Source organism: Paracoccus spongiarum (assembly GCF_030732095.1).
In the GTDB taxonomy this organism is placed as follows: domain Bacteria; phylum Pseudomonadota; class Alphaproteobacteria; order Rhodobacterales; family Rhodobacteraceae; genus Paracoccus; species Paracoccus spongiarum.
The window spans coordinates 71,249-83,851 of record NZ_JAVAMQ010000002.1; the positions used below are offsets into that span (position 1 = coordinate 71,249).

Annotated in this window: 15 protein-coding genes; 6 read left to right on the forward strand and 9 right to left on the reverse strand. The window is 68.8% G+C overall.

The genetic code is table 11. The features are described 5' to 3' along the window. Positions 1–4 precede the first annotated feature (4 nt). Positions 5–520, reverse strand: a complete 516-nt coding sequence (locus Q5Y72_RS02370; RefSeq protein WP_305961814.1) for an arsenate reductase ArsC — start codon at positions 518–520, stop codon at positions 5–7. A gap of 8 nt (positions 521–528) precedes the next feature. Further along, the gene (locus Q5Y72_RS02375; RefSeq protein ID WP_305961815.1) at positions 529–861 is read right to left on the reverse strand and encodes an ArsR/SmtB family transcription factor; all 333 of its coding nucleotides are present in this window, start codon (positions 859–861) and stop codon (positions 529–531) included. A 220-nt stretch (positions 862–1,081) separates the two neighbouring features. Between Q5Y72_RS02375 and yidC the strand changes: the two genes are divergently transcribed. The 6 genes from yidC (at position 1,082) to Q5Y72_RS02405 (ending at position 6,457) form a co-directional block, all read left to right on the forward strand. Next, positions 1,082–2,941, forward strand: coding sequence for a membrane protein insertase YidC (yidC, locus tag Q5Y72_RS02380; RefSeq protein ID WP_305961816.1), 1,860 nt, complete (start codon positions 1,082–1,084; stop codon positions 2,939–2,941). Beyond that, complete coding sequence (locus Q5Y72_RS02385) at positions 2,938–3,699, forward strand: MOSC domain-containing protein (RefSeq protein ID WP_305961817.1); 762 nt, start codon at positions 2,938–2,940, stop codon at positions 3,697–3,699. Before yidC ends, Q5Y72_RS02385 begins: the two co-directional genes overlap by 4 nt. Next, positions 3,696–4,346: a ribosome biogenesis GTP-binding protein YihA/YsxC gene (gene yihA, locus Q5Y72_RS02390; RefSeq protein WP_305961818.1), complete on the forward strand. Its 651-nt coding sequence runs from the start codon at positions 3,696–3,698 to the stop codon at positions 4,344–4,346. The genes Q5Y72_RS02385 and yihA overlap by 4 nt, the downstream gene beginning before the upstream one ends. A 62-nt stretch (positions 4,347–4,408) precedes the next feature. Next, positions 4,409–5,308: an acetylglutamate kinase gene (gene argB / locus Q5Y72_RS02395; RefSeq protein ID WP_305962075.1), complete on the forward strand. Its 900-nt coding sequence runs from the start codon at positions 4,409–4,411 to the stop codon at positions 5,306–5,308. Next, the gene (locus Q5Y72_RS02400) at positions 5,298–5,942 is read left to right on the forward strand and encodes a ferredoxin (RefSeq protein WP_305961819.1); all 645 of its coding nucleotides are present in this window, start codon (positions 5,298–5,300) and stop codon (positions 5,940–5,942) included. The genes argB and Q5Y72_RS02400 overlap by 11 nt, the downstream gene beginning before the upstream one ends. After that, positions 5,939–6,457, forward strand: a complete 519-nt coding sequence (locus tag Q5Y72_RS02405) for a SixA phosphatase family protein (RefSeq protein WP_305961820.1) — start codon at positions 5,939–5,941, stop codon at positions 6,455–6,457. Before Q5Y72_RS02400 ends, Q5Y72_RS02405 begins: the two co-directional genes overlap by 4 nt. Before the next feature lie 150 nt (positions 6,458–6,607). Here Q5Y72_RS02405 and Q5Y72_RS02410 read toward each other — a convergent pair whose 3' ends face one another. The 7 genes from Q5Y72_RS02410 to Q5Y72_RS02440 form a co-directional block, all read right to left on the reverse strand. After that, on the reverse strand, positions 6,608–7,624 hold the full coding sequence (locus Q5Y72_RS02410; RefSeq protein WP_305961821.1) for an amino acid ABC transporter substrate-binding protein: 1,017 nt from the start codon (positions 7,622–7,624) through the stop codon (positions 6,608–6,610). 183 nt (positions 7,625–7,807) lie between these two features. Beyond that, a complete protein-coding gene (locus Q5Y72_RS02415; RefSeq protein ID WP_305961822.1) occupies positions 7,808–8,524 on the reverse strand; it encodes an ATP12 family chaperone protein in 717 nt (238 codons plus the stop codon). Then, entirely contained in the window at positions 8,521–9,177 is a 657-nt protein-coding gene (locus Q5Y72_RS02420) for an HAD-IA family hydrolase (RefSeq protein ID WP_305961823.1), read from the reverse strand. The genes Q5Y72_RS02415 and Q5Y72_RS02420 overlap by 4 nt, the downstream gene beginning before the upstream one ends. Continuing rightward, the gene (locus Q5Y72_RS02425; protein ID WP_305961824.1) at positions 9,174–10,229 is read right to left on the reverse strand and encodes an RluA family pseudouridine synthase; all 1,056 of its coding nucleotides are present in this window, start codon (positions 10,227–10,229) and stop codon (positions 9,174–9,176) included. The genes Q5Y72_RS02420 and Q5Y72_RS02425 overlap by 4 nt, the downstream gene beginning before the upstream one ends. Next, entirely contained in the window at positions 10,226–10,600 is a 375-nt protein-coding gene (gene crcB / locus Q5Y72_RS02430; protein WP_305961825.1) for a fluoride efflux transporter CrcB, read from the reverse strand. Before crcB ends, Q5Y72_RS02425 begins: the two co-directional genes overlap by 4 nt. Before the next feature lie 31 nt (positions 10,601–10,631). Beyond that, the gene (locus Q5Y72_RS02435; RefSeq protein ID WP_305961826.1) at positions 10,632–11,948 is read right to left on the reverse strand and encodes a replication-associated recombination protein A; all 1,317 of its coding nucleotides are present in this window, start codon (positions 11,946–11,948) and stop codon (positions 10,632–10,634) included. Positions 11,949–12,010: 62 nt separating this feature from the next. After that, complete coding sequence (locus Q5Y72_RS02440; protein ID WP_305961827.1) at positions 12,011–12,601, reverse strand: acyl-homoserine-lactone synthase; 591 nt, start codon at positions 12,599–12,601, stop codon at positions 12,011–12,013. Positions 12,602–12,603 lie beyond the last annotated feature (2 nt).

A 12,603-nucleotide genomic window follows, 5' to 3' on the forward strand; every position in this document is an offset into this window, starting at 1 on the left:
GTCCTCAGGTCGTGGCGGGTTCGGCGTCGGTCTTGCCGATCTGGTCCACGCGCGCCTGCAGCGACAGTCGATCCAGCGAGTCGACCGGCAGATTGGTGAAGATGCCGATGCGGTTGCGCAGCATCCGGTAGGTGTCGGCAAAGGCCAGGGCGCGCTCGGCCTCGCCGCCGGTCACGGCGGCCGGATCGGACATGCCCCAATGCGCTGTCATCGGATGGCCGGGCCAGACCGGGCAGGTCTCGCCCGCGGCATCGTCGCAGACGGTGAAGACGAACTGCATCTGCGGCGCGTCCGGGCCTGCGAATTCGTCCCAGCTTTTCGAGCGCAGCCCCTTGGTGGGGTGGCCCTCGCGGCGCAGCAGGTCCAGCGCCAGCGGGTTGACCTCGCCCTTTGGCCAGGATCCGGCCGAATAGCCGCGGAACCTGCCCGCGCCCTCGCGGTTCAGGATCGACTCGGCCAGGATCGAGCGGGCAGAGTTTCCGGTGCAGAGAAACAGGACGTTGTAGATCGTATCCGACATGGCTGACCTCAGCAGTTGCAGGCAATCTGGTCCACGACCGGCTGGCAAAGCTCGGGCCGGCCGCCGCAGCAATCCTGCAAGAGGAAGACCAGAAGTCCGCGCATCGCCTCCATCTCGGCGAAATAGCGGATCGAGCGTCCCTCACGGACCGACCGCACCAGCCCCGCCGCCGACAGGATGGCAAGGTTGTTCGACAGGGTATTGGGGCGGATCGCGCAGGCGGTGGCGATCTCGCCGGCGGCCATGCCCTCGGGTCCGGCCTGGATCAGTTGCCGGAACACGTCGAGGCGCGTGTCATGGGCCAGGGCCGAAAGCGAGTCGAGGGCACGTGTCTTTTCCATAGTTCATGTATTGTCGATTAATCGGGCCGGCGCAACCCCCGTCACCGGAAGCCCCGTCACCGCAAGCCCCGTCACCGCGGCCCTGCCCCGGCAGCCTCGCGGGCAGGGCCGCCGCAGCCGATTTCGGCAGGGAAAGACAGGGCAAGGGGCAAATGCGCTTGACCTTTGATGCCCCCTTCTGTTGAACCGGCGCGACTGACGCGCTGACAGTGGTGAGGGTATGGAAGACAACAACCGCAATCTGATCCTGGCGACAGTGCTGTCGTTCGTGGTGATCCTGATCTGGTATACTGTCTTTGCGCCCGAGCCGCCGGTCGAGCAGACCGCCGATGCGCCCGCCTCGCAGCAGATCGCGGCAGACAGCGCCGCCGCGCCCGCAACACCCTCGGCGGGCGGCGCGCCCGCGGAACTGGGCGACGCGGCCACCAGCCCCGAAACCCTGCGCGCCGGGCGCGTCCGGATCGAGTCGCCCGCGCTGAGCGGGTCGATCTCGCTGGCCGGCGGGCGGATCGACGACCTGCTGCTGACGCGCTATCGCGAGACGCTGGATGCCGGCTCGGCCGATGTGCGACTGCTGGCGCCCTCGTCGGCGACGGCCGATCCGTCGATCGCCGCGGCCGGCGCAAAGCCCTATTACGCGGTCTATGGCTGGACCCCGGGCGCGGGCACCGACCCGGCGCTGGTGCCCGGCCCCTCGACGGTCTGGGAACGGGAATCGGGCGAGGTGCTGTCGCCGGGCCAGCCTGTCACCCTGGTCTGGGACAACGGCGCGGGCCAGGTGTTCCGCCGCAGCTTCGAACTGGACGACAACTATCTGTTCACCGTCTCGCAAAGCGTGCAGAACAACGGCGACAGCGCCTTCAACGCCGCGCCCTACGGAATCATCGCCCGGCACGGCCGCCCCGACACGCAGAACTTCTTCGTGCTGCACGAGGGTGCGGTGGGGATGCATGACGGTCAGCTGATCGAGTTGAAATACAAGAACATCGTCGATCTTGAACCGGTCGACCGCGAGGGTCGCGCCGAGGTCATCGAGGTCAACGAGAACGGCTGGATCGGCTTTACCGACAAATACTGGATGACCACCCTCGCCCCCGCCCCCGGCCAGCCCTTCAGCGCCGTGGTGAAATACGCCGACGGCGCCGACATCTTCCAGGCCGAGGCCCGCTATCCGATGCAGACGGTGGCGCCGGGCGGCGAGTTCACCTCGCAGGGCTACCTGTTCGCGGGCGCGAAGGTCTGGGAGGTCGTGAGCGGCTACGAGGAAAGCCCTGGCATCCAGAGATTCGTCGACTCGATCGACTGGGGCTGGTTCTATTTCCTCACCAAGCCGATCTTCCGGCTGCTGCACTGGCTGAACGGCTTCATCGGCAACATGGGCTGGTCGATCATCGCGCTGACCTTCATCCTCAAGCTGCTGGTCTTCCCGCTGGCCCGCAAATCCTACATCTCGATGGCCAAGATGAAGGAATTGCAGCCGCAGATGGAGGCAATCAAGGAACGCACCGGCGACGACCGGATGAAGTACCAGAAAGAGGTGATGGAGCTTTACAAGTCCCAGAAGGTGAACCCCGCCGCGGGCTGCCTTCCGGTGCTGCTGCAGATCCCGATCTTCTTCGCGCTCTACAAGGTGATCTTCGTCACCATCGAACTGCGCCACGCCCCCTGGATCGGCTGGATCCGCGACCTTGCCGCGCCCGATCCGTCCAGCCTGCTGAACCTGTTCGGGCTGCTGCCCTTTGCGCCGCCCGCGCAGGGCACGCTGCTGCACTCGCTGTCGCTGCCGGCGCTGGCCATCGTGCTGGGCATCAGCATGTGGATGCAGCAGAAGCTGAACCCCGCCCCCGCCGATCCGGCGCAGAAGATGATCTTTGCGTGGATGCCGTGGATCTTCATGTTCATGCTGGGCGGCTTTGCATCGGGGCTGGTGCTGTACTGGATCACCAACAACCTGATCACCATCGTCCAGCAGTATTCGATCATGACGATGCATGGCCACCGCCCCGACTTCTTCGGCAACATCAAGGCCTCGGTCCCGAAACGGCCCAAGAAGGAAGCCGCCAGGGACAAGGGCAAGTGATCGCCCGCCTGGCCCATATCCACCGTCATCCGATCAAGTCGATCGGCGGCGAGGGGCTGGGCCGGGTCAGCCTGCGCGCGGCGCGCCGCCTGCCGGGCGACCGCGAATGGGCGGTCCTGACCGAAGCCGGCGAACGCAATGCGCAGGCCAGCCAGACCGGCGGGCAGCCCGATCGCTGGCTGCCGAAATCCTGCTTCGTGCGGGGCGTCGCCGCGGCGCCGGTGCAGGCGATCCGGGGCGGCTGGCAGGGCGCGCGGCTATCGCTGCGCCACCCCGACCGGCCCGATCTGGACTTCGACCCCGAGACCGAATCCGCGCGGCTGATCGACTGGCTGGCCCCGCTGTGGCCCGCCGAGGCCGCGCCGCCCACGCGGCTGGTGCGCGGCGCGGCGATCTGGACCGACCAGAAATGGCCCTGGATCTCGATCCTGTCGCTGTCGAGCCTGGTCGATCTGGAAGCCCGCGCCGGACAGCCGCTTGGCCTCGACCGCTGGCGCGGCAATCTGTGGGTCGAGGGCTGGGCGCCCTTCGCGGAGCGCGACCTGATCGGCCGGGTGATCCGCATCGGCGCGGTCGAGTTGCGCGTGACTGCCCACATCGGCCGCTGCGAGGCGACCAGCGCCAGCACCCGGACGGGTCGGCGCGACATCGACATGCTGAAAACGCTTGAGGAACAGTATGGCCACACCGATTTCGGCATCTTTGCCGAGGTGGTGACGGGTGGCGACATCGAGACCGGCGACGAGGTGACGGCATGAAGGTGGCCTTCCCGGTCGCGCCCGAGCCCGAGGCCGGACCGGCCGAGGCCGCCCGCCTGCTGTTCGCGGGGCCGGTCGATTTCCTCAAGGGCGTCGTCCACATGGACGGGCTGCCGCCGGCCGACCGTCCCGAAGTCTGCTTTGCCGGCCGAAGCAATGTCGGCAAGTCCAGCCTGATCAACGCGCTGACCGGGCGCAAGGGGATCGCGCGGGCCTCGAACACGCCCGGCCGCACGCAGGAGATCAACTATTTCACCCTGGGCGAACGCAGCTATCTGGTCGACCTGCCCGGCTATGGCTTTGCCAGGGCGCCGGTGGCGGTGGTCGCCAGGTGGCAGGCGCTGCTGAAGTCCTATCTCGCCGGTCGGCCGACGCTGCGGCGCGCCTTCTGCCTGATCGATTCGCGCCACGGCGTGAAGCCCGTCGATCACGAGATCATGACGCTGCTGGACCGCTCGGCCGTGCCGTTCCAGGTGGTGCTGACCAAGGCCGACAAGCTGGGGCCCAACGCCATCAGGCCGGTGCTGGAGCAGGTCGAGGCCGAATTGCAGAAACACCCCGCCGCCTTCCCGGAACTGGTGGTCACCTCCTCCGAGGGTGGGCAGGGCATCGCCACGCTGCGCGCGATCATCGCCGGGCTGGACTGATCGCGCCCCGCGTCCTAGGGTCCGCCCGTCGGCAAGGGACCCCGAGGATGAGAACGCAGAACATGAACCGTGACTGGATCGCCACCGCCCGCACGCTGTCCGAGGCCCTGCCCTATCTGCAACGCTATTCCGGGGCCGTGGTGGTGGTGAAATTCGGCGGCAACGCGATGGGCGACGATGACGCGATGGCCGAATTCGCCCGCGACATCGTGCTGATGAAGCAGGTCGGCATGAACCCCGTGGTCTGTCATGGCGGCGGCCCGATGATCAACCAGTTGCTGGACAGGCTGGGCATCGAAAGCCGCTTCGTGCGCGGCAAGCGCGTGACCACCAAGGAAACCGTCGAGGTGGTCGAGATGGTGCTGTCGGGCCTCGTCAACAAGCGCATCGTGCAGGCGATCAACGATGCCGGCGGCCGCGCCGTGGGCATCAGCGGCAAGGATGACGACATGATGGTGTGCGAGGCGGACGACCCGGAACTGGGCTTCGTGGGCCGACCGATCGAGATGAACGTGCAGATCATCCGCGACCTCTACACCGCCGGAATGATCCCGGTGATTGCGCCCGTCGCCACCGGCATGGAGGACAACGAGACCTTCAACGTCAATGGCGACACTGCCGCCGGCGCCATCGCCGGGGCGCTGCGGGCCGACCGGCTGCTGCTGCTGACCGATGTCGCGGGCGTCAAGGACGCGTCCGGGCAGGTGGTGACGCAGCTGCATCCCGACCAGGTCCGCAGCATGATCGAGGATGGCCAGATCGCCGGCGGGATGATCCCCAAGACCGAAACCGCGCTGAAGGCCATCGACGAGGGCGTGCGTGCGGTGGTGATCCTCGATGGCCGGGTGCGCAACGCCTGCCTGCTGGAACTGTTCACCGAACACGGCGCGGGAAGCCTGATCCGCACCACCGAGCCGCGGGTCAAGCCGCGCGGGCTGCGGCAGGGCGAGGATGGGCTGTGATCCGGCCGATCCCGAACGCCTGACCCCACCGGCGGGGCTTGTGGTCGCGGGGCGCTGCCGCGACGGCGCGGATGCGATCGTCCTGCTGTCCCCCGACGGGCCGGCCTTGTGGCGGATCTTTTCCGCCGCGCCCGAATTCGCCGATGGCGCGGCCGACCCGCTGGACCGATGGTCGCGGCGGATCGTGCTGCCCTGGGCCGCGGCGCTTGGCGGGCAGGCGCTGTTCCCCTCGGACGGGCCGCCGCATCCGCCCTTCGTCGCCTGGGCATTGGCCAGCGGTCGCTGCTGGTCGTCGCCGGTGGGGATGCTGGTGCATGACCGCCTGGGGCTGTTTGTCAGCTTTCGCGCCGCGCTGCGCCTGCCGGGGCGGGCGCCGGAGGAGGTTGCGGCTGCGACCGGCCCCTGCCAGACCGCCCCCTGCCAGACCTGCACCCGCCCCTGCCTTGCCGCCTGCCCGGTCGACGCCTTCCGGACCGGCTATGACACCGGGCGATGCCACGACTGGTTGAGCCGCCCGCAGGGCGTTGACTGCATGAATTCCGGCTGCCGTGTCAGACGCGCTTGCCCCCTCAGCAAGGGCTGTGGCAGGCTGCCCGAACAATCGGCATGGCATATGAGGCAGTTCCACCCATGACCCCCCTTGGACATCGACGCCTGATCCTGACGCGCCACGCCAAATCGGCCTGGGACGACCCGACGCTTTCGGATCACGACCGGCCGCTGAACGATCGCGGGCGCCGCTCGGCAAGGGCGCTTGGGGACTGGATGGCCAGCCGCGGCTATGAGCCCGAGGAGGTGCTGTGTTCCTCGGCGCGGCGCACGCAGGAAACCTGGGCGATGGCGGCCGGGGCGCCGCTCGAGGTGCGGCCGCTGCTGCGGATCGAGCCGGGCCTGTATCATGCGGGGCCCGACAAGATGCTGACGATCCTGCGCACCGCCAGCCACCCGACGGTCATGATGATCGGCCACAATCCTGGCATTTCGGAACTGGCGGCCCTCTTGCCGGCGCGGCCGCCGCTGGACCCGGACTTCCGCCGCTATCCGACCGGTGCGACGCTTGTGGTGGATTTCCAGGTCGACAGCTGGTCCGAGGTGCAGCCCGGCGAGGGCAGCGTGATGGATTTCGTGCGCCTCGACGGGCGGCACTGAGGCGAAACGGCGCGTCGCAGGAGGGGCGTGCGACCGACGCCCCCATCGAGGGGTCTGCGGCCGCCGGGGGCTGCGCCCCCGTGCGCGTCCCCGCAGCGCGGTCGGGCGCGGATCCGGGGTACGGTCGGGCGGGGTAAGACGTGCCGGGGATCAGCGGAAGGGCGGCGCGTACATCAGCCCGCCCTGAGTCCATTGCGCGTTCAGGCCGCGGGCAAGGCCGATCGGGGTCTGTTCGCCGATATTGGCGGCGAAGATCTCGCCGTAATTGCCGCCGGCCTGGATCGCCCGCCGCGCCCATGCGGCGTCGAGACCCAGCATCGCGCCCAGATCCTCGGTCACGCCCAGCAGGCGCTGGACCTCGGGGTTGGCCGAGGACTTGATGAGTTCCTCGATGTTCTTCGAGGTGACGCCGTATTCCTCGGCCGCGATCAGCGCGAAGAGGGTCCAGCGCACCACATCGGCCCAGCGCGCCTCGTCCTGCCGGACCACCGGGCCAAGCGGCTCCTTGGAGATGATCTCGGGCAGCACGATGTGGTTCTCGGGGTCGGCAAAGGCCGCCCGCGTGGCCGCGAGGCCCGAGGCGTCGGTGGTGTAGGCCTCGCATTCGCGGGCCGAATAGCGCCGCTCGCCCTCGGCATCGCTGTCCACATCGACCTGCTTCAGGGTCATCCCGTTGGCGCGGAAATAATCGGCCAGGTTCTGCGCGCTGGTCGATCCGCTTTGCACGCAGATCGTCACGTCGTTCAGTTCCTTGACCGAGGTGACGCCCAGATCCTTGCGCACCATGAAGCCCTGGCCGTCATAGTAGTTCACACCGGCGAATTCCAGTTCCAGCGCCGTATCGCGCGAAAAGGTCCAGGTCGAGTTTCGCACCAGCAGATCGACCTTGCCCTCGGCCAGCATCTGGAAGCGGCTGGCGAGGTCGGTCGGCTGGAAGCTGACCTTCGAGGGATCGCCCAGCACCACGGCGGCAACCGCCTTGCAGAAGGCGACGTCGAAGCCGGTCCAGTTGCCGTTGGCATCGGGTGCCGCAAATCCCGCGAGCCCCGCATTGACCCCGCAGGACAGCTGGTCGCGGGCGCGGATGTCGTCCAGGACATCGGCGCCCGCAGGACCGCAAGAAAGTCCGGCCGCGGCCACGGCGCCGAGTATCACGCGTTTCATCATTCCTGTCCCTTTTGCGGACCCGTCCGCAGGCTTGCCCCGGCCCTGCCCGTTACCCTTGGTCCCTTCCATCGCCCGGACGATCGCGGCGGCGTCATTTCCTGCGCCGCCCGCACCGCCGCGGATGAGCAGCATTGTGCCGATACGGGGTGTGAGGTCAAGCGGACCCTTGCCTTTCGCGACGTTTCAACTGCGGCGCGACAGCGACCAGAATCGCGCTGCCACAAGCAGCGCCTGACGGCGGTTTTCGGCGGCCTCGGCGGCCTCGTCGTCCTGTCCCCACTGCTCGGACTGGAAGGCTTCGTCGATCCGCGACAGCTGATGCGCCTCGTCCGCGCCCAGCCTTCCGCGCAGCACGGCCAGTCCCAGCACCAGCGAGCCGGGCAGGGTCACGAGATCGTGCAGAGCGGTCAGCCCGAAGACGTCCAGCGCCAGCACGGCGTCGTGCATCCGCTGCAGCGATGCGGCCGGCTGCGGCACCGGGATCACCCCGTGGGTGATGCGCAGCGGCGCGTGCAGTTCCGCGGCGGCCCAGTCGATCAGCGGGTCCCAGGCCTCGGCCTGCCGGCGGATCAGCCGGTCCGGGGCGGTGGCGCGGTAGCACAGCAGGTCGGTGCCGCCATAGTCCGCAAGCATCGCGGCCACGGCCGCGAATTGCGGGGCCACCTTCTCGATGGCCGCGTTGGCGGCGCGGGTCAGCGGCATCGTGGCGGGCCGGATGATCTGGTCCTGCGCGTCCCATTCGGCGGCCACCGCCGCGGCCAGCGCCTCGGTCGGCAGGATCAGCGCATGCTTGCCCGGCGTGCGCAGCGGGCGGTCGTCCAGATGCACCTGCCAGCCCGCCGCGCCGTCGGGGTGGACACCGGCGGCGGCCCAGAACCTGCGCGCCTTCCATTCGGTCATGCGGCCCAGTCCTCGATGGCGCGTGACAGCGCGGCAAAATCGGCGGCGACCATCGCGGCCCCTGCGGCCCGCAGCGCGGCGGCGGGATGATAGCCCCAGCCGACGCCGAAGCCGGTCATCCGCGCCGCCCGCGCCATCTCGATGTCGAAGGACGTGTCGCCGACCATCGCCGCCCGGTCCGCATCGATGCCGGTTTCGGCCAGCGCGGCCAACAGCATCGCCGGGTCGGGCTTCGAGGGATGGTCGTCGGCCGTCTGCAGCGAGACGAACCGCCCCTGAAGCCCATGCGCCTCGATCATCGCCAGAAGGCCGCGCCGCGACTTGCCCGTGGCGATCGCCAGCAGCATGTCGTCGCGCCCGGACAGCGCATCAAGGCAGGCCAGCGCGCCGGGATACAGCGGCGCGTCCTCGGCGATGCGCGCCATCATGAAGGCGGCGCGATAGCCTGCGACGATGCGGGCCTGCGTCGGCGGGTCGGCCTCGGGCGCCAGCTGGGCCACCGCGACCGGCAGCGACAGCCCGACGATGCCCAGCACGTGCGGCGAGGGCAGCGGCTCCAGCCCGGCATGTTCGAAGGCGATGTCCATGGCGCGGCAGATATGGTGCTGGCTGTCAACCAGCGTGCCGTCGACATCGAAGACGACCAGCTTCATTCGGCCTCCGAGAAGGGGTCTTCGGGCACGTCGCCGGCCTGCCAGCCCATCATCTGCCATGTGCGGGCCATGTGGTCGGGCAAGGGCGCGGTCAGGGTGATCCGCCGTCCGGTGACGGGATGGTCGAAGGCGAGGCTGCGGGCATGCAGGTGCAGCTTGCGGCTGACCTCGCCGCCCAGCTGCGCGCCCCAGCCGTCGCCCAGGTTCTCTTGCCCCGAGCCGCCATACTTGCCGTCTCCCACGATCGGGTGGCCCAGCTCGGCCATGTGGGCGCGCAGCTGATGGGTGCGGCCGGTGATCGGCACCAGAGCGCACCAGCTTGCGCGGGTGCCAAGCGCGTCCAGAACCGCGTAATCGGTGGTCGCGCGCTTGGCGCCCTCGGTCGCCTCGATGTCGCGCGGATGGATGGCAACCATCTTCTCGCCCTCGCCGCCGCGGCCCCGACCCGGCGCCTTGACGAGGCCATAGCGGATGGTGCCCTTGCGCGGGTTGGGGACCCCCGCAACGGCCGCCCAGTAGATCTTGCGGGTGCTGCGCAGGCGGAACGCCTCGGACAGGGCGCGGGCGATCCGGTCGGTGCGCGCCAGCAACAGCACGCCCGAGGTGTCCTTGTCCAGCCGATGCACCAGCTTGGGACGTTCCTTGTAGCCGAACATCAGCGCGCCGGTCAGCCCGTCCACATGCCGGCTGCCCTGCCCGCTGCCACCCTGCGAGGGCAGGCCCGGCGGCTTGTTCAGCGCGATGATGTGATCGTCCTTCCACAGCACGGCGGCCTGGATCATCCGGGCATCGTCAGGACCGATGCCGGGGCCGATGGGACGAGGCCGGGCCGCGACGGGCTGCGCCTCGGGCAGGGGCGGCACGCGGACCTCCTGCCCCGGCTGGATGCGGGTCGCGGCCTTCACCCGGCCGCCATCGACGCGCAGCTGGCCGGTGCGGCACATCTTCTCGACCGCGCCCTGGGTCAGCTGCGGGAAACGCTTGCGCAGCCAGCGATCCAGCCGCATGTCGCCGTCGTCGCCCGACACGGTGATGACCTGCACGCCGCTCATGCCCAGAGCCCCCGTCCGATGGCCAGCCCGGCGATGACCGCCGCCAGCGACAGCATCACCGATGCAGCCACATAGATCGCGGCGCCGACGGTCTGGCCCCGCTCCCACAGGGTCAGCGCGTCCAGCGAGAAGGCCGAGAAGGTCGTGAAGCCGCCCAGCACGCCGGTCAGCAGCAGGGGCGCGAACTGGGTGTTCCAGCGATGCGCCATCAGCGCGGCAACGAGGCCCATCAGCAGGCTGCCTGCGACATTGACCACGCCCGTCGCCACCGGGAAACCCGGGCCGTGCCAGCCGATGCCGCGATAGACCGCATAGCGCGCCGTCGCCCCGATCGCGCCGCCGATCGCCACCTGAAGATAGGGATTCATCATGCCGCGTAACTGTCGCCGGGCGCGGGCAAAGTCAACCGCCGCGCTTCAGCCGCTGCGACACGAACCAGTCAAGCCGCTTCTTCAGCTCGCGCTCGAAGCCGCGCTCGACCGGAAGGTAGAGAACCGGGCGCTTCATCCCGTCGGGAAAGTAGTTCTGGCCCGAAAAGGCGTCCTCGGCGTCGTGGTCATAGGCATAGCCCGCGCCATATCCCTGATCCTTCATCATCTTCGTGGGCGCGTTCAGGATATGGGCGGGCGGCATCAGGCTGCCGCTGCGCCGCGCCTCGGCGCGGGCGGCCTTGTAGGCCGCGTAGCCGGCATTGGATTTGGGCGCCAGCGCCAGATAGATCACCGCCTGCGCCAGCGCCAGTTCACCCTCGGGGCTGCCAATGCGTTCATACAGCGCCCAGGCATCCAGGCATTGCCGCTGCGCCGCCGGATCCGCCAGGCCGATATCCTCGATCGCCATGCGGGTGATGCGCCGCGCCAGATAGCGCGGATCCTCGCCGCCCTCCAGCATCCGCGCCAGCCAGTAGACGGCCGCGTCGGGATCGCTGCCGCGCACCGATTTGTGCAGGGCCGAAATGAGATTGTAATGCTCGTCGCCCGACTTGTCGTATTTCGCCGCCCGCCGCATCAGGCGCTGCGCCATCGCCGGGGCGGTCACCGGCTGGTCGGTCTTCCACGCCGCCACCTGTTCGATGAGGTTCAGGGCCGCGCGGCCGTCGCCATCGGCCATCTCCAGCAGCGCCGCCCGGGCCTCGGCGGTCAGGGGCAGCGCCCGGCCCAGTTCGCGCTCGGCGCGGCCGGCCAGCAGTTCCAGATCGGCGAGGCCAAGCCGGTCCAGCACGACCACCTGGGCGCGCGACATCAGCGCGGCATTCAGCTCGAACGAGGGGTTTTCGGTGGTGGCCCCGACCAGCAGGATGGTGCCGTCTTCCATATGCGGCAGGAAGCCGTCCTGCTGCGCCTTGTTGAAACGGTGGATCTCGTCCACGAACAGCAGCGTGCCGCGACCCTGCTGGCGGCGCAGGCGGGCGGCCTCGAAGACCTTCCGCAATTCGGGAACGCCGGTGAAGATGGCGCTGATCTGCACGAAGGCGAGGTCGGTCTCGTCGGCCAGGAGCCGCGCGATGGTGGTCTTGCCGACGCCGGGCGGGCCCCACAGGATCAGCGAGGACAGGCTGCCCGAGGCCAGCATCGACCCCAGCGGGCCGTCCGGGCCGAGGGCCCTGCCCTGGCCGATCACCTCGCTCATGCGCACTGGGCGAAGGCGATCAGCCAGAGGTCTCACCGCCGGGGCTGGCGGAGGACCTGAAGATGCGGGCGTGTCGAACAGATCGGCCATGGCCAGGCCATACTAGGGCCGCGACAGGGGGCCGAACAGCCCCGATCGGATCGCAGGCCGTCTCAGTGCATCTTGCCCGACAGGTCGATCGACACGCACTGGAAATCGCCATCGTCGATCCACATCTGCCGGCCGATCGCCTCGGCATCCAGCCCGCAGCGGCCATACCAACGCGGCCAGTTGGCGCCGGTCAGCGCGATCAGCCGGGTGGCGCCCAGTTCGCGGGCCGATCCGGTCATCGCCTCGACCATCTTGAAATGCACCTTGCGGCGATACATCTGCGGGATCGAGTGGCTGACAAACACGCGCGAGCATTCCCATGTATGCTCGTCGACCGGGGCCTCGCCGAACAGCAGGTCCTGCGGGATCGAGCCGCCGAGGATGCCCTTCTGCGCATCCCGGATCATGTAGCTGTAGATGCCGCAGCGCGCGGTGGTCGGGGTCAGGCGGATCCCGGCCATCACCTCGCCCTTGTCATGGATCGCGATCCACCGGCTTTGCGGCGTGTCGTACTGGTCGAACTCCATGTCGTCGGCTTCGGGCAGGTCCCAGTTCTTCTGGATGATGAAGCTTTGCTTGCGCGCCCGGAAAAGGTTGGCGAACAACTCTCCGTGGTTGTGGAGGTTCGAGAATGAAAGGGTGGTCGTCTGCATTT

Excerpts from the sequence above, each read along its gene's own strand:
- yihA (WP_305961818.1), top strand. The coding sequence starts at position 3,696 with ATGAAGGTGGCCTTCCCGGTCGCGCCCGAGCCCGAGGCCGGACCGGCC.
- crcB (WP_305961825.1), bottom strand. The coding sequence starts at position 10,600 with ATGATGAATCCCTATCTTCAGGTGGCGATCGGCGGCGCGATCGGGGCG.
- Q5Y72_RS02400 (WP_305961819.1), top strand. The coding sequence starts at position 5,298 with ATGGGCTGTGATCCGGCCGATCCCGAACGCCTGACCCCACCGGCGGGG.
- Q5Y72_RS02420 (WP_305961823.1), bottom strand. The coding sequence starts at position 9,177 with ATGAAGCTGGTCGTCTTCGATGTCGACGGCACGCTGGTTGACAGCCAG.
- Q5Y72_RS02440 (WP_305961827.1), bottom strand. The coding sequence starts at position 12,601 with ATGCAGACGACCACCCTTTCATTCTCGAACCTCCACAACCACGGAGAG.
- Q5Y72_RS02415 (WP_305961822.1), bottom strand. The coding sequence starts at position 8,524 with ATGACCGAATGGAAGGCGCGCAGGTTCTGGGCCGCCGCCGGTGTCCAC.
- yidC (WP_305961816.1), top strand. The coding sequence starts at position 1,082 with ATGGAAGACAACAACCGCAATCTGATCCTGGCGACAGTGCTGTCGTTC.
- Q5Y72_RS02370 (WP_305961814.1), bottom strand. The coding sequence starts at position 520 with ATGTCGGATACGATCTACAACGTCCTGTTTCTCTGCACCGGAAACTCT.
- Q5Y72_RS02410 (WP_305961821.1), bottom strand. The coding sequence starts at position 7,624 with ATGATGAAACGCGTGATACTCGGCGCCGTGGCCGCGGCCGGACTTTCT.
- argB (WP_305962075.1), top strand. The coding sequence starts at position 4,409 with ATGAACCGTGACTGGATCGCCACCGCCCGCACGCTGTCCGAGGCCCTG.
- Q5Y72_RS02375 (WP_305961815.1), bottom strand. The coding sequence starts at position 861 with ATGGAAAAGACACGTGCCCTCGACTCGCTTTCGGCCCTGGCCCATGAC.
- Q5Y72_RS02425 (WP_305961824.1), bottom strand. The coding sequence starts at position 10,229 with ATGAGCGGCGTGCAGGTCATCACCGTGTCGGGCGACGACGGCGACATG.
- Q5Y72_RS02405 (WP_305961820.1), top strand. The coding sequence starts at position 5,939 with ATGACCCCCCTTGGACATCGACGCCTGATCCTGACGCGCCACGCCAAA.
- Q5Y72_RS02435 (WP_305961826.1), bottom strand. The coding sequence starts at position 11,948 with ATGGCCGATCTGTTCGACACGCCCGCATCTTCAGGTCCTCCGCCAGCC.